Below are 17,218 nucleotides of genomic sequence, written 5' to 3'. Positions count from 1 at the left end.
TTTCACCCCTCCTGGATCTTAAGGATTTCACGTGTGACAGCATCTGCAATTCCGATGCCACCTGCACGGGTCATCTCTTGGGCATATTGTTCGACCAGCATGGAACGCATCATCGTTTCACCATGGCCACCACCAAACATTTCGTTGGTTTCGATGCCCGAGAACATATGATTGAGCATCTGGCCAAGAAACATGGATTCAAATTCTTCGCCGGACTTGATGGCTTCTTCTTTGGATTTAATATGGCCATCGGTCAGCGAGTTTACACGTGCCGAGATATTGTTCTGAGCGCCGTTCTGTGCACTTGCCTGTGCTTGCGCCATCAGGGCAGTGGAGCTATCAGCCATCATCACATCACCTCGATTTCAGCCTGAAGGGCGCCAGACGTTTTGATTGCCTGAAGAATGGTGATCATATCGCGTGGTCCGACACCAAGGCTATTAAGGCCATTAACCAGTTCCTGCAGGCTAACGCCGCTATTGAGGACACCAAGCTGGTTGTCTTCGCCTTCATCGACCTCAATATTGGTGCGGTCCACAACCTCGGTATTCCCGCCTTGAGAAAACGGAGAAGGCTGTGAAACCTGAGGAGTTTCAGTAACGCGAATGGTCAGATTGCCTTGCGCAATTGCGACCCGGTTAATGCGGACATTTTCACCCATCACAATCGTGCCGGTGTTTTCGTCAATCACCACGCGGGCGATCTGATCTGGCTCAACACGCAGCTGTTCGATATCGGTCAGCAGTGCAACGACATCCTGATTGTAGCTGTCAGGGATGACCAGGCGAACAGTGCCCGGATCGCTGGCGCGTGCTGCAACCTGGCCCAAATAAGCATTGATGGCATCTGAAACGCGGCGTGCGGTGGTGAAATCTGGATTTCGCAGAACAACAGACATGTCTTGCATGGAATTGAGATTGAAATCGATTTCACGTTCGACAATGCCGCCACTGGCGATCCGTGCGGACGTTGGAACGCCTTTGACAACTGTTTCTGCGTTGCCACCAGCCGAGAAACCACCAACTGCAAGGTTGCCCTGGGCGACGGCATAAACTTCACCGTCTGCACCAACCATCGGGGTTACCAGTAATGTACCGCCCTGAAGACTTTCAGAGGTGCCGATGGCACTAATGCTGACATCAATGCGTGATCCCTGACGGGAAAAGGGGGGCAGTGTTGCGGTTACCATGACGGCGGCAATATTATCAGAGTCAATATCTTCGATCTGATCGCGGACGTTGATCCCAAGACGCTCAAGCATGGCGACCATGCTTTGGCGGGTAAATTCTGCATCGCCCAGATCATCGCCGGTACCGTTCAAGCCGACCACAAGGCCATAACCAACCAGCATGTTGTCACGGACGCCTTCGAAATCGGCGATATCCTTGATGCGCGACTGAGCATGGGCCGGGGCCATCTGCGTCAGGGCGAGCATACCCAGCGCGACGGCGATCGTCGCTTTGCGTGCTATGTTGCCAAGACCTGTGATCATACTGTTTGTTCCGCTTCGACTTGGGATGCCTTGGCATCCAACAAATGGTGCGATCGATCATGTTAATCGCGTTTGTAAGCTGTTTTGCGAAAATCGTGCCAACTACCGCTTCGTGCGGGCTTGACCTGTAAGCTGTCGTCTTTGCCGAGTTTATCGGGCGAAAATTACGACTGTTTTTAGATATGGGGACCAAAAGTGCGGAGCCGTTTTAGCCACTCGGCATTTTTTTCCCGTTGCGCGGTTTCCCAGATTGAGGGAGACTCTATCTCATACGTATATAACGTATCGAGGCGTGGGTTTTATTTCGGCAGAATATAGCAGTTTGGAACCCAAACGTCATACGGCGTTAAATGCAAGATATTACCACAGACAGGACAGGCACGGGTCATGAAGGTTAGCGGTTCCAAGGCTGCCGGTACGAGCGGAGCGACGCGTAAAAAGGCGTCTGGCACGTCTGGTGGTGGCGGTTTTGCAGATGCCATGCGTTCGCTCGATTCTGGTGGAGAAGCCAGCGGTGCGGGAAGCGTTCATGGTGCTAGTGGTGTTAGTGCACTGGATGCGCTCCTCGCACTTCAGCAAAGTGGTGATGCACTTGATTCGCCCAAAAAAGCAGGCGTATTGCGCGCCAAAAGCGTGCTTGAACAGCTTGAGGCCGTGCGCGACGGGCTTTTAAGTGGGGCCTTGTCTGGTGCGCGTTTGCAGCAGTTGGTTGGGCTGCTTGATCAGCAACGTGAAAATATCGACGATCCGGAACTTTCCGCCGTACTCGACGAGATTGATCTGCGTGCACGGGTCGAACTGGCCAAACTGGAAGTTTCCGGGCTGATTTAAGTCTGAAATTTCCTGTGTGTCGCACCTGAGAACCCCAGAGTTCTGGGGCTATTCGTATTCATTCATATTTATTTGTTCAATCATCTTGCACCGTTGGCGTGCTGCATCTATATTGCCGCGCGATCGAACAGTCCTGTATAGAGGGCATACATGACTATCACTCTGCCACCAGACTATCGTCCTGCTGAGGACGAAGAATTCATGAACCCGCGTCAGCGCGAATATTTCCGTCAGAAACTTCTGACCTGGCGGGCAGAACTTCTGCATGAATCATCTGAAACATTAGCGAACCTGCAAGATGGCGGGCTTCAAGAAGCTGATCTGAGTGACCGCGCATCTGCGGAAACGGATCGGTCACTTGAGCTTCGTACTCGTGACAGGGCGCGCAAGCTGATTTCAAAAATTGATGCTGCTTTGCGTCGAATTGAAGACGGATCTTATGGTTACTGTGAAGAAACCGAAGAGCCGATCAGTTTGAAAAGACTTGAAGCTCGTCCAATTGCGACCCTGAGCATCGAAGCCCAGGAACGTCACGAACGGATGGAGCGCACACGTCGCGACGATTGATCGCGCCGGGTGATAAAAAAGATAAAGGACCGTGCGAATGCCGGTCCATGCCATGCAACGTCATGGCCTTGTGGGAGATTACTGGTTAGGGATAACCAAAATCAAAAAGCCCGGTCTTTATGGCCGGGCTTTTCTCGTTTCACACAATCAGCCAAGTTTTCAACTTACAAAACCAAGTTACGATAATGGCCTTCGGGCAAAAAAAGACCACCCGAAGGTGGTCTTTTGAGGGGGGGGCTTGTGCGGTCTGCGGGAACCCAGAACGGAGCAGGCCGTCGATCAATGTCTGTCGATTAGAATGGTAGAATGATGTCAAGTACTTCGCTGCCGTAACGCGGCTGCTGAACATCGGAGATGGTCCCGCGTCCACCATAAGAAATACGAGCTTCGGCAATCTTGTCGTAGCCGACTTCATTGGCCGAACTGATATCAGCCGCCCGGATCACGCCGGCAATCTGGACTTCTCGGACTTCGCTGTTGACGCGGATTTCCTGACGGCCGTGAATGACATAGTTCCCGTTCGGCAGAACCTGAATGACAAGGGCGGCGACACGAAGGTTGATATCTTCGTTTCGATCCAATGAGCCTGCACCACGGTTTGACGTGGCGCTATCCATGTCAAACATGGACGAAGGGTCAATCGCTTCGGGCAAGACCTTGGTCATTTCGGCTTCAAGGCCAAACAGGTTGGGCACTGCAAGATCTTCGCTGTTGGTGCGCGAACGGCTTGTGGTGTTGGCAAAGGCTGCACTGTCGGCCATATCGACAACCACGGTAAGGATGTCACCGACCTGACTGGCGCGCTGGTCCTTGAAGAAGGACCGTGCACCCGACCGCCACAGGGAGTTCGGGTTGCTTTCCGCGACCTGTGGGGCAGGCATAGGCAGGCTGACCGGTCGATAGGCTTCTGACTGGGTCGGGTTGTCGATAGATGACAGTTTTGGCGGTTCGCCAACTTCAGAAAGGCGTTTCATCGCGTTGCAGCCAGAAAGTAAGGCTGTCGCGCCGATCATTCCTGAGACAAGCGCGATACGCCGCCATGATATGTGTGTATTTTTTCCGGGCATGTCGTCCTCCTGGGTTCCTGCCAAACATTACGCAAGCAGCGTGCCAGTTTGAAGGTTCGCCTTTGGGAAATTGATGCCGTGCATGGGGATGAAGAGAGACTGATTTCAGCCATGTCTTTGGTCTTGCTAGGTATATTAGGTGCCAAACGTATCCGGCTCAGGTTGTTTCTGGTTTATTGGGACATGGCTGGTAATGCGCGGACGTCATTTTCGCCGACGACTTCCACCTGAACGGTCTTGTTGCTTGTTTGGTTTACGACCCGGATGACGTCACCCTTTGATCCATTTTCCAATGCTTTACCGCGTGCTGTCAGTGACATGTTCTCCGTCACGAGGCGAATGATGACCAGTGCGCCGCGTCGAACAAGGATGGGATTGGTAAAATCACGGAACATAAGCGGTTCATTCGGATTGGCAGGGCGGATCACTTCCTTGCCAATCAAATCGTTTATGTCGCGGATCGCGCCGGACGGAACGCGTTCTGTACGAAAATCACGATATTCCACCTGATCGGGCCGAATGATACTTCCGCGTGAGATGGGTTCAACCAGTACCGGTACGCTTGAAAGGGGGTAATATTTGCCGCTGATGCGATATGTGCGTCTTTGTGCAGTCTGTGCGCCAGTCGTAATGCTGGCGACAAAGCGGTTCGTGCGGCTATTGATATCAAGACCCGTGACGTCAACGGTGGTTTGGGCATCAACGGACAGGTGGATCTGGAAATTCTCGCTCGAAAGATCGACTGTAAAAGGCCGTTCAACACCGTGTTGCGTCAGGGCATCTTCGACAGCGTCCTGAATTTCTTCCATGGTGATAACTTGGCTTGCGCGCGTGATCAAGACTTGATCGGCCGTCGTGCGTGGGCGCCAGTTTATGTTGTGGCGCTGCGCGATGCCATAAAGCCAGCGGTAATCAAGCACAACCTGTTTACCTGGTTGCGGGGCATGGGCCACGGAGATGTCGGCCTGTTGCGGGTCGATCCCGGAAAATAGATCCCCAAGCGTGACATATTGCCCGTCAACCAGCGCGTCAGGTTTGAGCAAGATGTTTTCATCAAGCTGCTGACTGTTGCGAGACAGGCCACTTTTTCCGTTCTGCGAACTCTGCGCAAAGGCAATCTCAGGCCCCAGTCCAGAACCGAGTGCTAGAAACGCAATCGCAAGCGTGAGGATTATTTTCTTTGTATTCATGAGCCTACTATACCACGGAACTGTATATAGGGCGTAAACACAGTTTACGCAGACACACGTGCGGTCAGAACGTGGTCGGCGTAAATTTGGTACGATCAGTCAGGACGCCAAATTAACGTAGGTTGCTGACTGCGCTCATCATTTCATCTGTGGTGGAGATGGATTTGGAATTCATCTCATAGGCACGCTGTGCCTTGATCAAGTTGGTGATTTCCTGAACCACGTTGACGTTCGAAGCTTCGAGGTAACCTTGCAAAACCGTACCATAGCCAACATCACCCGGCGCGCCGGCATTTGCCTGACCAGATGCTTCGGTTTCAAGGAACAGGTTGTCGCCCAACGCATCAAGACCCGGTGGGTTGATAAAGGTGGCCAACTGAATTTGGCCAAGGTTCTGAAGTGCGACCTGACCATCAATCTCGGCAAATACTTCGCCATTGCTGTTGATCGTGACGGAAGTTGCATTGTCGGGAACGGTAATGCCCGGTTGAACGGCATAGCCATCCTTGGTCACCAGCGCACCATTGGCATCGAGCTTTAACGTACCATCGCGCGAATACGCAGTTTCACCGCTGGGCAGGTCGATCTGGAAATAGCCGCGGCCCTGAATGGCGATATCAAGTTCGTTTTCCGTCAGGCTCAAGGACCCTTGTCCCATGTAACGGCCAATTGCGGCCGTTTTCACACCAAGGCCAACCTGAACGCCGACCGGTACAATTGTGCCGGTGTCTGACGAGGGTGACCCTGCGCGGCGCATGTCCTGATACAGCAAATCCTGAAATTCGGCACGCTGGCGCTTATAGCCAGTGGTCGTCATGTTGGCGATGTTGTGTGAGGTTACATCCACGTTGGTGGATTGGGCCTGCATCCCTAGGGCGCCAATATCAAGTGACCGCATTTCTTGTCTCCTTCGTCTGCGCAGACTGTGCGCCAAATTTTACTCAAGGCCGTGTTCGCAAGCCCCTAGGCGCGAATATCACCAAGCTTGTTAATCATATTACGCATCCGTTCATTCTCGCTTTCGAGCGAACGGGTAACGGATTGATAGGTGCGAAGCACGTCAATCATCTGGGTCATGGCCCCGATCGAATTGACGTTTGATTTTTCAAGTGCGCCCTGAACGATGCCGGGGTTCTCGACAAGTTCCATTGCGGCATTATCCGGGTTGCCATCTGCATTATCCGGTGCGCGGTAAAGAGTGTTGCCCGTTACTTTCATTTCCTGAACGTTGTCGATGGTGACGACCTGAAGTTTGCCAACCTGACCAATGTCCGTGGAAATCGTGCCGTCGCCTTTGATTTCGATCTGCCCGTCTGCTTCGTTAAAGAACAGAGGTTGACCAGCGTCACTCAACACAGGATAGCCATCATTGGTGATAAGCTGCCCGCCCGGATCCAGGTTGAAATTGCCCGAACGGGTATACTGTGTGCCCGACGGGGTTTCGACGGCAAAAAACATGTCTGGTTGGCTCAGTGCCACGTCGAGTGGGCTATTGGTATGTTCAATATTGCCGACCGTCGTGTCGCGATACTGCGAGATGTCCTGAACCAGCGAAATTTCGCGTTCGCCGCGGAACGGGGCATCCTTGTTCTTGGCCACCCAGTCTGTGAACATCATCCGCTGTTCTTTGTACCCGGTCGTGTTCATGTTCGCCAGGTTCTGCGAAATGTTGTTCATCATGCTGCGGAGCGTCTTTTGCCGCGACAGAGCGATATATGAAACGTTTTCCATGGTCGACTTCCCAGTTGGGGCAGATGGGCCGATTAAGGCCGTGAATTTCCCAAAGACAAATGCGAACGGCATGCCAATATGATTAATGCATTGTTTTAAAAAGATAAAAATTAGATCCGGCATTTGTTGCCGGGCGCAATCATTGCGGTAATTGCAGAAAGTGCCGCTTGTCAGTGGCAGGGCGGAAAAAGTATTCCGGTTTGGGGGATGGTATGGTCTCAAACCTGCACCAAATCAAAGATACGCCGTCAAATCACAATGACGCTAAATCGTGGTTTAGTTGCTTGTGCAAAATTTTATGAAGACTAAGAATACAAAGAAAACCACAGAAAAATGGCAGTTCTTAAGCCGTATCCTGTAAGGAAGGTGTGCTGGTAAGAGTTTGAGCGCGTATGATGCCCTGACCCGGCAAGTTCTGACTGTCGGTCGTGGATGGCAAGTGTTACGAGCTAATGATCAGAAGAGAAACGGATTTTTAACGTGATAGCGTTATGGCTTTTAATCCGGCACAGTGTTTGCTGGATGGAAAGTCAGAAATCCAGAACGCAGGAATTTGCGAACCAATGGGCGAAGAAGCCGACGAAATCGAAATGGACGAAGGTGGCGGTGGGCGCAGCAAGAAGATGCTGGTCATTGTCATTCTGATCGTGCTGCTTTTGCTTGGCGGTGCTGCGGCAGCCTATTTCACCGGGTTGCTTCAGCCAGTCATTGATATGTTGTCGGGCGGCGATAGCGCGCCGACCGAAGAAGTGATTTCAGAAAGTTCGATCGAAGACGCACCGGGTGTTCCCGAAAACGTCGGCTTTGTTGATCTGCCCGAGATTCTGGTCAACCTGAATGCCGGGGGCGGCAAGCAGAGCTACCTTAAAATCCGGGTCAGTCTTGAAGTTGCCGATCAGGCAATGCTGCCGCAAGTCGAAGAAATGATGCCGCGTATTGTCGACAACTTTCAGGTTTACCTTCGCGAATTACGGCCCGAAGACCTGTCAGGGTCCGAGGGCATGTTCCGGCTGCGTGAAGAATTGCTGATCCGAGTCAGTGCGGCGGCGAAACCAGCTAAAATTAACGACGTTCTGTTCAAGGAAATGCTGGTACAGTAACCTTGTAAAAGCCCGAATGCCAAAATCAGGAACCAATTGCTGATGGCTGATGAAGACGAAGATGATGATGCACTCGCTGCCGAATGGGAAGCCATGGCCGGTGGTGATGACGAGGGTGGAGATGACGGCGGCGAGGATATGGCCGCCGAATGGGAATCCATGCTCGGCGACGATGATGAGGATGATGCTGGCGATGAAGCTGCGGTCAGCAGCGGGCCATCTGCGCGTGTCCTAAACCAGGACGAAATTGACAGTCTGCTTGGTTTTGATGATGGGTCTGGTGCGGGTGATCAGTCGGGCATTCAGGCCATCATCAATTCATCGATGGTGGCTTATGAACGTCTGCCGATGCTTGAGGTGGTGTTTGACCGCCTCGTACGTATGATGTCGACGTCGCTTCGTAACTTCACATCTGACAACGTTGAAGTGTCGCTTGATAACATCCTGTCGCTGCGATTTGGGGATTACCTTAACTCGATCCCGTTGCCTGCAATGCTGGGTGTGTTCAAAGCGGAAGAATGGGACAACTATGGTCTTTTGACCGTTGACTCGGCCCTGATTTATTCCATCGTTGACGTGCTGCTGGGCGGGCGCCGTGGTACGGCTGCCATGCGTATTGAAGGGCGTCCTTATACAACAATTGAACGCAACCTTGTCGAACGCATGATCCATGTGGTCTTGGGCGACCTTTCCGCCGCGTTTGATCCGCTGAGCCCTGTGACCTTCCGGTTTGAACGTCTGGAGACGAACCCGCGTTTTGCAACGATTGCCCGTCATGCCAATGCGGCCATTGTGGCCAAGTTGCGCATCGATATGGAAGATCGCGGTGGTCGGCTTGAGCTTCTGATACCGTATGCGACACTTGAGCCGGTTCGTGAACTTCTGCTTCAGATGTTCATGGGCGAGAAGTTCGGTCGCGATTCCATCTGGGAAAATCACCTCGCAAACGAGCTTTGGCAGACCCATATCAACCTGTTGGCAGTGCTCGACGAGCAGGTGATGTCGCTGGGCGATGTTATCAACCTTGAGGTTGGCAACCGTTTGATCCTTAATACCAGTCCGACGTCGCCAGTTGAGGTGCGTTGTGGTGACGTCCCGCTGTTTAAAGGGATGATGGGGCGCAAAGGCGACCGCATTGCGATCCAGGTACGTGATCGTGCGCGCATAAACGAGGAAGATTAGTCAATGGACTTCGCGTTCTATCTGGATCTTGTGATGATTGTTTTGCTAATCGCAACGATCATCTATGCCGTGATCCTGAACCGAAAATTGGCGGCTTTTCGGCGCAGCCGCGAAGACATGCAGAACTTCCTGACAGCATTTAATGCCGCAAACGAACGCGCGGAAACCTCGATCAGGGCGCTTAAGGAAATGGCCGAGGATTCCGGTGAAAAATTGCGCGAAGATATCGAAAAGGCTGAGGCGCTTAACGAAGACCTGACCTTTATGGTGGATCGCGGTGAAAGCATCGCCAACCGTCTTGAAAAAGCGGCAAGCGATGTCAACGCGGGCCGCCGGGGTGGAAATTCTGCGAGCGGTTCGAACCCATCATCAAAATCGGGCAACGCTGGGTCGGGCAAACACACTGCCGGGGCGTCTGATTTGGCGTCATCGGGCAAAGATCGCAACGATGTGATTGATGATCGCGACGGATATGGCGTGGAAACACGGGCCGAAGAATTAGCCGCCCGCATGGTGCGCGATATGGAACGCGGTGGCCGCAGTGACGCCCAAGACCAGGACCCTGAACCACGGATGGGCAAAACAGCCGGTGGATATGATGATGACGGTGGCCGGTCCAGAGGCGGTTATGGCAATGGTGGTTCAGTAACTGGTAACGGCGGCATGTCATCTGATGTCTATGATCAGGATGAAGACGCCGGTCGTTCCGAGGCAGAGCGCGAATTGCTCGCGGCATTGCGATCAGTTCGATAGAGGGGTGCCCGAACACTGTTTGGGGCTGCCGGACTTGTTATTATGACATTCGTTTTTATCTAAAGAGTGTGGTGTCATTCTGTTAGATTAAAGACAAAACAAGCGTGAAGGAGCATGGGCACAAGATGCCAAATTGCTTAGGTGAATAAATGTCTGGTGTGCGTATCCTGCCTTTGGTCGTTCTTGTCGGCCTGATGGTGTTGTCAATGCGGGTGGTCAACCTGTTCTCGGAAAGTTCGGATAAAGCCGAAATCGCCGAAAACACAGGTGTGAGCATGGTGCAGATGGCGCAGGCGCAGGCCCCTGCCACCGAAGAGGCGGCAACGCCGCCTGAAACACCGGATGCCGGGGATCCCGGCTTGGATAATCCGGCTGGCCTGACCATGGAAGGTGAACCCATGGAAGAAGGCGACGTTCCGCCAACACTTGGCGGTGATCCGACCCTTTTCACACAGGAAGAAATCGATCTGCTGCAGAACCTTTCGGTGCGTCGCGGAGAACTTGACCGTAAGGAACAGCGCCTTGATGAACGTGAAAGCCTGATTGCTGCGGCTGAAGCCCGCATTGATGCCAAGATCGACGAAATGAAATCGTTGAAAACGGCGATTGAGGGGCTTGTCGAGACCAAGGAAATTCAGGAAGACGACCGGATCAAAAAGTTGATCAGCGTCTATGAAAAAATGAAACCAAAGGATGCAGCCCGCATCTGGAATGATCTTGATATGAATATCTTGCTGCAGGTCGCTCTGGGCATGCGCGAGGCAAACACCGCAGCCGTGTTGTCAGAAATGACACCAGACCGCGCGCGGGCCTTGACCTCGGAACTGGCCTACAAGCAGGACATCAACATGCTGCCGTTGCAATAAGACGGCAGCTTAATTTGCACTAACGCGCGTTGCACCTTGTTATTGAAGGGTTGGAACGTGCAATTATTCGAGTATAGTCAATGTGATGGCGCAAACTGGTAATGGTCAAAAACCTTGATTAACCATTATTAAATATGTACATCACGATTATTAGGGGCCTTACCAATATGCGCGTTTCGTGCGGTAAGGGTAAGAGATCAGATAGCTGATGGAGTTGTGAATGGCCGTCGATCCGAATATGCCGATCCTGATTGTGGATGACTACAAAACCATGTTGCGTATCATCCGTAATCTTTTGCGGCAGCTCAACTTTACGAATATTGAAGAAGCGACCGATGGTAGTATGGCGCTTCGTAAGTTGCGTGAAGCTCCGTGCAGCCTCGTGATTTCTGACTGGAATATGGAGCCGATGACAGGGCTGCAGCTTCTTAAAGAAGTCCGTGCAGATGCCAAGTTGAAGGACCTGCCCTTCATCATGATTACGGCAGAAGCCAAGACCGAAAACGTGGTCATGGCGAAAAAAGCAGGTGTATCCAATTACATCGTTAAACCGTTCAACGCAGAGACGTTGAAGGGTAAAATGAAGACTGTTATTGGTGATTTCTGATCAGGGGCGCGGGACATTAGTCCCGCGATACCGTTATGTCCAAAGCGTCCAAGGACGAAATACGCCAATTGTTGAATGATCTTCATGCGCGTCTCGAAGGGGATGATCTGAAGATTGAACAACTCTCTGAACTGATGGATCAGCTGTCACGCTTTGTGGGTGACAAGCCGACCGGGGATCAGAAGCGTCTGTTTGGTGAACTTGACGAGCTTTCAGGCATCATTCGCAAGATGAAGTCTGAAATCGCGTCGCTGCGTCCGGACGATATCAAGGCTGAATACATTCCCAACGCAACAGACGAACTTGATGCGATTGTGGATGCGACAGCGGGGGCGACCCATGAAATTCTTGATGCCATGGATGCACTTGAAGAGTTCGCTCGGACGTTGCCCGCCGAACAGGCCGAAATCGTAACCAGCGCAACAATGCGTGTTTACGAAGCTTGTAACTTCCAGGATATTACAGGGCAGCGTACGACCAAGGTCATTAAGGCTCTTAAATCCATTGAGGAACGTGTTGAAGGACTGGTGGCGGCATTTGGTGATGAAATTGCCAAATACGCAGCAGCCAATCCGAAAACGAAAAAAGAGCCAGAAGGTGATGAGTCACTTTTGAATGGCCCGCAGCTTGAGGGCAAAGGCGTTTCGCAGGCTGACATTGACGCGATGTTTAACTAAGTGGCGTTGATATGGCGGAGATAGAGGACGACGGACCTACACCACCAACACCTCCTGCGAATGGTGCGGTGGCGCTGTTTCTCGCTCTCTATCTGTTGCTTTTGGCGTTCTTTATTCTGCTCAATACCATTTCGACCTTTGAAGAGGTCAAAACACGCGAAGTGCAGGAAAGTCTTTCTTCTGCGTTTGCGTCTATTTTACCCCCCACGACCAGTTTGCAGACCGTTACCTCAATCGAAGGTCCGGTTGTTGCGGCCGAGGACATGCAGGACAAACTGGGGCATCTTTTCCAGACGGCCATCAAAGTTGTTCGGGTTCAGGTCATCCAGCCCGGAAAATTGATGGAAGTCATCATGCATGTGGATCAGCTGTTTGATCCCAATTCCATTCTCATTCGCGAACGTCAGTCCGAGTTCATGGACCAGCTGGCAAGGGTTTTGGCCGATGATCAGGGCTATGCGTCTTATGAAATGGAAATGGTGATGGGCAGTGAAGTCGGCTCCAAGGGGACGGTCGAAATTGAAAACAACCTTCAAATCGCCCGTGCCGGATCATTCGCCCGTGAATTGATCGACGTTGGCGCACCACAGGATCATCTTTTTGTGGGTATTGATCCCGGCGCTGATCCATTTATCGTGACCTTCCGGTTTTTCTGGAACCTGGGGCCGAAAGAACCACCCCAGCCGATTGAGCGTGAAAGCGGTGCACCAAATGGTGCAAATGACGGTGCAACGCCTGCTGGCGTCGCGCCAACTGGAAACGGGAACACCGGTATCTTTGCGCCGCAAAGAATGACCATCCCGCTTCCGGGTGGGAACCAGCCTGCTGTCAATCAACCAATCCCGCTTGGACCGCAGGCAGGGGGAGGGAGCTGATGGCTGAAGAAGAATTCAAAAAGCACGAAACTCGAAGTGGTCCACCGGTCTGGATGCTCAGTCTGGCAGATTTGATTTCGTTGCTGCTGACATTCTTTGTCATGCTGTTTGCAATGTCGAAAGTCAAAATTGACCGCTGGGACGAGGTTGTCGATTCTTTGTCGCAATCGATCAAACCATCGCCGCGCGAAGAAAATGACGAACCGATGGCCAGCCTCAACATTCCGCGCGTTTATCGCAAACCGGCAATGAACCTTGATTATCTCAGTGCCGTTATTGATGATGCGATTGATGATAACCCGGTACTTGGCGATGCACGCATGTCGCGTGATGCCGACAAACTTGTGATTTCACTTCCGGGTGATCTGTTGTTTGTCAGTGGCAGTTCGGAAATGACCCAAAAGGCACGGCAGGCGCTTTTTGTGCTGGGTGGTGTTTTGCGAAACATCGGTAACCGTGTCGGTGTGCAGGGGCACACGGATCCCAGACCGCTCAGCGGACGAGGCGTTTATGCCTCAAACTGGGAACTTTCGCTGGCCCGTGCTGCGGCTGTTGCGAACGAATTGAAAAAATCAGGTTACACAGATTACATAAATATTTACGGATTTGCTGCATCAAGATACGACCAGCTTCCTGAAACGGTCGATGAAGATACGCGCTTTGAAATGGCGCGTCGGGTCGATATCGTCATCGAACCCCATGGCGGAAGCGGGATCGGAGGCACGTAAGTATGGCAAATCTTGCTGTGCGCATCCTGCTGGCGGCTGCGATCACGGCTGCCACGGCAATTTTATTGCCCATTAGCGGAATGCGCCCTGCAATGGCCCAGGCGGTTGATCCAGTGATCATCCGTTCCGGGATGCATAGCGGCTATGGACGAATTGTTCTGCAATGGAGCAAGCCGGTCAATTACACCGCTGAAATCATCGGTGATCAGCTCGTTGTGCGATTTGACGCGCCGCTCGTCGCATCCCTGCGCGGGGTGCTTACCCCGGTTTCTGAATATGTTGCAGACGGTTTCTTTGATCCGGATGGCCGCACAGTTGCCTTTGTGCTGCGTGATGATTTCGAAGTGCGGGCCTTTAATGTCGGCAGCAACGTGGTTCTTGATATCCTTGATAAACCACAAGCCACTCCACCTGCGCCAACACCGCCGCTGCCGACCAGCAAACCTGCTCAGCAAGAACAAACGTCACCGCAAGTGACACCTGCACCGACCGTGCCGGTTGAAACCACAAATATTGAAAACACTGATCCCGATTTGCGCACCCTTGATGTGCGGGTTGGCCGTCATCCAACATTCTACCGACTGGTTTTTGATTGGCCCAATCGTACCGAATATGAGTTAAGCGGCGCGCAAGGATCACAAACGGTTGAATTCGCATCCCCAGCACGCATTGACGGGGCGGCAATTTCGCGTCGTCTGCCCGAAGGGGTGCGCATTCGCCAATCGGCGACAAACCCGCTTGATGTGGCTATTGATACAGATCCACCGCGCTCGTTGCGCCATTTCCGATCTGGTAACAAGGTTGTCGTTGATATTATGGGCGCACAGCGCGCCCCGGTCAGCACCGCCGAAGACGACAGCCGCCCGTCAACGACAGCGACCCCCAGCACCGCTGCAACGCCGCCTGCACCCGCATCTCAAAGCAGTGCACCGGCTGCGCCAGCTGCTCCGCCAGCAACAGCCAATGCCGATTCCGGGCAAACGCCAGATGGGCTCAGTCCTGCGGCGAACGACGGGATTGATCCGACCTCACCAGAAGCCTTGGCAGCACAGGCGCTAGCGGATGCTCAGCAAAGTGGTGCGACGGTGGGGGGGGCACAGGAACGCGAAAGCATTGGCGATCTGTCGGTTACGGTTGAGCAAACGGCAACTGAGATGTCGCTTAACTTCCCGTTTGGGCAGCCCGGTGGGGCGGCAATCTGGTCACGTGCCGGGTTCTTGTGGGCGGTATTTGATGTTCGGGCCAATCTTGACCTTGAAGCCGTCCGTCAGGAAGCAGCCCAGATTGTCGGGGTGATTGAGCAGATCGACAGTCCCTATGCGACCGTTGTGCGCCTGACCATCCCCGAAGGGGTGGGGCTCTATACCACTGTCAATGACGCTGGCGATTGGCGGGTCACGCTGCAACAAGGTATTCTGCAGCCGATTGAAAAACTTGGCCCCTCGATTGAGCTTGATGAACAGACCCGTGCACGCCTGATTGTGCCGCTTGATGATATCGGGCCAACCATTCCGATTGATGACCCGGAAGTGGGCGATATGCTGCGTGTTGTAACCACATCTCAACGGGGTTATGGCATCGAGGTTGCCCTGCGCTATCCAGAATTCGAAGTGCTGCCATCCGTGCAGGGGGTTGTGGTCGCGCCCATGAACGAAACTGTACAGGTTACCAGTCGTAGCGACGGTCAGGCCGTGGTTGTTACCGCCGAAGATGGTCTTAATATCTCGCCTGAAGGTGCGCGGTTGCTGGCGTCCGCAACCGGGGTGCGGGCTGCGACGGGCGATGGTCGCGAAGGGTTGATCTTCGAGCTTGATGACTGGCGACGCGGGGGGCTGGATAATTATAACAACGCCATTCATAAGTTGCGCGGGGCGATTGCGCAAAGTGGTGACGAACATCGTAACAAGGCCCGACTGGAACTGGCGGAATATTATTTGGCCAATGGCCTTGGGCCAGAAGCAAATGCCATCGTTTCCGTTATGGAAGAAGACGATCCGCTGATTGCGCAGAAAGTCCAGTTCCGTGCCTTGAAGGCGGCGGTCAAATTCCTGAATCGTGATTACGCCGAAGCCGAACGACTGCTTGACGACGACCGCCTGAAGGCGATCCCGGAAATGCAATTATGGCGGGCCGTGACCCTTGCTGCACGCGGGCGACCGAACGAAGGCGCACGTGACTTGCTTGAAAGTGTCCATATTCTTGATTTCTATCCGCCAGAACTTCTGGGGCGGATCGGACCGATTGCGACCGAGCAGGCACTTTTGGTTGGCAATCCCGAAGCAGGCATGGACCTGATTGAAAAAATGCTGCTGACCAGCGGGTTATCCGAAAGCAAGATCATGGATATCCAGTATCTCAAAGGCATCTTCGAAGAGGAAGCTGGAGAACTGGAACAAGCAGTGGCGACCTGGGATCAGGTGGCCGAGGGCGAAAACCGCAAAGCCCGTGCCCATGCCATCTTTGACAGAACAGAACTTTTGATGCGTTTGGAGCGGCTGACAGCCGATGATGCGATCGAACAGCTTCAAAAGTTGCGGTTTGCATGGCGTGGCGATGCGTTTGAGATGGCGTTGCTCAAACGTATTGGTGAACTGCAGATCGAAAACAAAGACTTCCGCGATGGATTAAATACCCTGCGTCAGGTTGCGATCTTCTTCCCGAATATGCCGGTTGCCATAGAAGCAACTGACTTGATGCACAAGACGTTTGAGAACCTCTATCTGGGCGACGACATCAACAATATTTCGGCGATCAAGGCGGTGGCCCTGTATGACGAGTTCCGCGAACTGACCCCGGCCGGTGAAAAGGGTGATGAGCTGATCCGCCGTCTTGCCGACCGGATGGTCAGTGTCGAACTGTTTGAGCGCGCCGAAGAGTTACTCGAACATCAGGTTGATTTCCGCCTTGATGGGGTGGAAAAGGCACGTGTTGGGGCACGGCTTGGTTTGGTCTATTTGCTTGATAGCAAACCTGAACAAACCATCAGTGTCATTGAAAAGACCGAAGAAGCGGGCATTTCCGAAGAGCTTGATACCCAGCGGCGTCACCTTAAGGCGCGTGCTCTTTTGGATGTTGATCGCGGGGCCGAAGCCATTTCATCGCTTGAAGGTGATTTTTCCAAGAATGCCGAACTGCTGCGGGTCGACTACTATCGTGGAACACGTGACTTCTTATCGGCGGCAGAAACCTTCCAGCGTCTGGTCGGAGGGGATCAGGGCGATGTGATTGACGGGTTCTCTGACGAGCGTGCGCGCTATGTCTTGAACTGGGCAGTAAACCTCGCGATGGGGGGGCAGGAGCGGACGCTTAATATGCTCAAACGTCGCTATGGAGAGGTCATGGCCGCCAGCCCGTTTGCAGAGGCATTTAATCTGATTACCTCGTCACCGACACAGGGTTTGATCGATTATCGGACCTTGGCAGACAAGGTTGACGAGGTAGAGAACTTCCAGGGCTTCCTCGCAAATTATCGCGATCAGTTGGAAAAATCTCAGCTTAGTGCTATAAATTAAAGCTCGAACAATGGTGTGAGCCGCATGCGGAGCTAAAAAG

At 52.9% G+C, this 17,218-nt stretch carries 17 protein-coding genes; 11 read left to right on the top strand and 6 right to left on the bottom strand.

Annotation, left to right across the window (positions count from 1 at the left end):
- Positions 1-2: 2 nt before the first annotated feature.
- Both AMM48_RS21670 and AMM48_RS21665 read right to left on the bottom strand, forming a co-directional pair.
- Positions 3-347, bottom strand: a complete 345-nt coding sequence (locus AMM48_RS21670) for a rod-binding protein (protein ID WP_244271342.1) — start codon at positions 345-347, stop codon at positions 3-5.
- Positions 348-349: 2 nt separating this feature from the next.
- On the bottom strand, positions 350-1,492 hold the full coding sequence (locus AMM48_RS21665) for a flagellar basal body P-ring protein FlgI (protein ID WP_022731873.1): 1,143 nt from the start codon (positions 1,490-1,492) through the stop codon (positions 350-352).
- 387 nt (positions 1,493-1,879) lie between these two features.
- Here AMM48_RS21665 and AMM48_RS21660 point away from each other — a divergent pair, with 387 nt between their 5' ends.
- Together AMM48_RS21660 and dksA are read left to right on the top strand one after the other, a co-directional pair.
- Positions 1,880-2,323, top strand: coding sequence for a flagellar assembly protein FliX (locus tag AMM48_RS21660; RefSeq protein WP_101302049.1), 444 nt, complete (start codon positions 1,880-1,882; stop codon positions 2,321-2,323).
- A gap of 150 nt (positions 2,324-2,473) precedes the next feature.
- On the top strand, positions 2,474-2,890 hold the full coding sequence (gene dksA, locus AMM48_RS21655) for an RNA polymerase-binding protein DksA (protein ID WP_022731875.1): 417 nt from the start codon (positions 2,474-2,476) through the stop codon (positions 2,888-2,890).
- A gap of 293 nt (positions 2,891-3,183) precedes the next feature.
- Here the strand turns inward: dksA and flgH are convergent, their stop codons facing one another.
- The 4 genes from flgH to AMM48_RS21630 all read right to left on the bottom strand — a co-directional run bounded on the left by flgH (position 3,184) and on the right by AMM48_RS21630 (position 6,878).
- A complete protein-coding gene (flgH, locus tag AMM48_RS21645) occupies positions 3,184-3,957 on the bottom strand; it encodes a flagellar basal body L-ring protein FlgH (RefSeq protein ID WP_101302052.1) in 774 nt (257 codons plus the stop codon).
- Positions 3,958-4,130: 173 nt separating this feature from the next.
- Positions 4,131-5,147, bottom strand: coding sequence for a flagellar basal body P-ring formation chaperone FlgA (flgA, locus tag AMM48_RS21640; protein WP_102785765.1), 1,017 nt, complete (start codon positions 5,145-5,147; stop codon positions 4,131-4,133).
- A 112-nt stretch (positions 5,148-5,259) separates the two neighbouring features.
- A complete protein-coding gene (flgG, locus tag AMM48_RS21635; protein WP_101302055.1) occupies positions 5,260-6,045 on the bottom strand; it encodes a flagellar basal-body rod protein FlgG in 786 nt (261 codons plus the stop codon).
- 65 nt (positions 6,046-6,110) lie between these two features.
- Positions 6,111-6,878, bottom strand: coding sequence for a flagellar hook-basal body complex protein (locus tag AMM48_RS21630; protein WP_102785782.1), 768 nt, complete (start codon positions 6,876-6,878; stop codon positions 6,111-6,113).
- A gap of 563 nt (positions 6,879-7,441) precedes the next feature.
- Here AMM48_RS21630 and AMM48_RS21625 point away from each other — a divergent pair.
- The 9 genes from AMM48_RS21625 (at position 7,442) to AMM48_RS21585 (ending at position 17,178) form a co-directional block, all read left to right on the top strand.
- Positions 7,442-7,978: a flagellar basal body-associated FliL family protein gene (locus AMM48_RS21625; RefSeq protein WP_102785764.1), complete on the top strand. Its 537-nt coding sequence runs from the start codon at positions 7,442-7,444 to the stop codon at positions 7,976-7,978.
- A 42-nt stretch (positions 7,979-8,020) separates the two neighbouring features.
- Positions 8,021-9,160: a flagellar motor switch protein FliM gene (fliM, locus tag AMM48_RS21620; RefSeq protein WP_102785763.1), complete on the top strand. Its 1,140-nt coding sequence runs from the start codon at positions 8,021-8,023 to the stop codon at positions 9,158-9,160.
- A gap of 3 nt (positions 9,161-9,163) precedes the next feature.
- Positions 9,164-9,913 (top strand): DUF6468 domain-containing protein, encoded by a 750-nt coding sequence (locus tag AMM48_RS21615; protein ID WP_102785762.1) that lies wholly within the window; start codon positions 9,164-9,166, stop codon positions 9,911-9,913.
- A gap of 149 nt (positions 9,914-10,062) precedes the next feature.
- Positions 10,063-10,779 carry a hypothetical protein gene (locus tag AMM48_RS21610; RefSeq protein WP_102785761.1) on the top strand — a complete coding sequence of 239 codons (717 nt, stop codon included), beginning with the start codon at positions 10,063-10,065 and terminating at the stop codon, positions 10,777-10,779.
- Positions 10,780-10,999: 220 nt separating this feature from the next.
- Positions 11,000-11,386, top strand: coding sequence for a response regulator (locus AMM48_RS21605; protein ID WP_022731884.1), 387 nt, complete (start codon positions 11,000-11,002; stop codon positions 11,384-11,386).
- Positions 11,387-11,421: 35 nt separating this feature from the next.
- Positions 11,422-12,063, top strand: a complete 642-nt coding sequence (locus AMM48_RS21600) for a protein phosphatase CheZ (protein ID WP_022731885.1) — start codon at positions 11,422-11,424, stop codon at positions 12,061-12,063.
- 11 nt (positions 12,064-12,074) lie between these two features.
- Positions 12,075-12,938 (top strand): flagellar motor protein MotB, encoded by an 864-nt coding sequence (locus AMM48_RS21595; RefSeq protein WP_102785760.1) that lies wholly within the window; start codon positions 12,075-12,077, stop codon positions 12,936-12,938.
- Complete coding sequence (locus tag AMM48_RS21590) at positions 12,938-13,666, top strand: flagellar motor protein MotB (RefSeq protein ID WP_022731887.1); 729 nt, start codon at positions 12,938-12,940, stop codon at positions 13,664-13,666. Before AMM48_RS21595 ends, AMM48_RS21590 begins: the two co-directional genes overlap by 1 nt.
- A gap of 2 nt (positions 13,667-13,668) precedes the next feature.
- A complete protein-coding gene (locus AMM48_RS21585; RefSeq protein WP_102785759.1) occupies positions 13,669-17,178 on the top strand; it encodes a hypothetical protein in 3,510 nt (1,169 codons plus the stop codon).
- Positions 17,179-17,218 lie beyond the last annotated feature (40 nt).

The organism is Thalassospira sp. GB04J01, from assembly GCF_000751115.1.
In the GTDB taxonomy this organism is placed as follows: domain Bacteria; phylum Pseudomonadota; class Alphaproteobacteria; order Rhodospirillales; family Thalassospiraceae; genus Thalassospira; species Thalassospira lucentensis.
Note: the sequence above shows the minus strand (reverse complement) of the source record. Positions and strands in the feature narration are given on the sequence as shown.

Excerpts from the sequence above, each read along its gene's own strand:
- flgG (WP_101302055.1), bottom strand. The coding sequence starts at position 6,045 with ATGCGGTCACTTGATATTGGCGCCCTAGGGATGCAGGCCCAATCCACC.
- AMM48_RS21605 (WP_022731884.1), top strand. The coding sequence starts at position 11,000 with ATGGCCGTCGATCCGAATATGCCGATCCTGATTGTGGATGACTACAAA.
- AMM48_RS21615 (WP_102785762.1), top strand. The coding sequence starts at position 9,164 with ATGGACTTCGCGTTCTATCTGGATCTTGTGATGATTGTTTTGCTAATC.
- AMM48_RS21665 (WP_022731873.1), bottom strand. The coding sequence starts at position 1,492 with ATGATCACAGGTCTTGGCAACATAGCACGCAAAGCGACGATCGCCGTC.
- AMM48_RS21590 (WP_022731887.1), top strand. The coding sequence starts at position 12,938 with ATGGCTGAAGAAGAATTCAAAAAGCACGAAACTCGAAGTGGTCCACCG.
- AMM48_RS21670 (WP_244271342.1), bottom strand. The coding sequence starts at position 347 with ATGGCTGATAGCTCCACTGCCCTGATGGCGCAAGCACAGGCAAGTGCA.
- flgA (WP_102785765.1), bottom strand. The coding sequence starts at position 5,147 with ATGAATACAAAGAAAATAATCCTCACGCTTGCGATTGCGTTTCTAGCA.
- AMM48_RS21660 (WP_101302049.1), top strand. The coding sequence starts at position 1,880 with ATGAAGGTTAGCGGTTCCAAGGCTGCCGGTACGAGCGGAGCGACGCGT.
- AMM48_RS21585 (WP_102785759.1), top strand. The coding sequence starts at position 13,669 with ATGGCAAATCTTGCTGTGCGCATCCTGCTGGCGGCTGCGATCACGGCT.
- AMM48_RS21610 (WP_102785761.1), top strand. The coding sequence starts at position 10,063 with ATGTCTGGTGTGCGTATCCTGCCTTTGGTCGTTCTTGTCGGCCTGATG.
- AMM48_RS21625 (WP_102785764.1), top strand. The coding sequence starts at position 7,442 with ATGGGCGAAGAAGCCGACGAAATCGAAATGGACGAAGGTGGCGGTGGG.
- fliM (WP_102785763.1), top strand. The coding sequence starts at position 8,021 with ATGGCTGATGAAGACGAAGATGATGATGCACTCGCTGCCGAATGGGAA.
- AMM48_RS21630 (WP_102785782.1), bottom strand. The coding sequence starts at position 6,878 with ATGGAAAACGTTTCATATATCGCTCTGTCGCGGCAAAAGACGCTCCGC.
- dksA (WP_022731875.1), top strand. The coding sequence starts at position 2,474 with ATGACTATCACTCTGCCACCAGACTATCGTCCTGCTGAGGACGAAGAA.
- flgH (WP_101302052.1), bottom strand. The coding sequence starts at position 3,957 with ATGCCCGGAAAAAATACACACATATCATGGCGGCGTATCGCGCTTGTC.
- AMM48_RS21600 (WP_022731885.1), top strand. The coding sequence starts at position 11,422 with ATGTCCAAAGCGTCCAAGGACGAAATACGCCAATTGTTGAATGATCTT.
- AMM48_RS21595 (WP_102785760.1), top strand. The coding sequence starts at position 12,075 with ATGGCGGAGATAGAGGACGACGGACCTACACCACCAACACCTCCTGCG.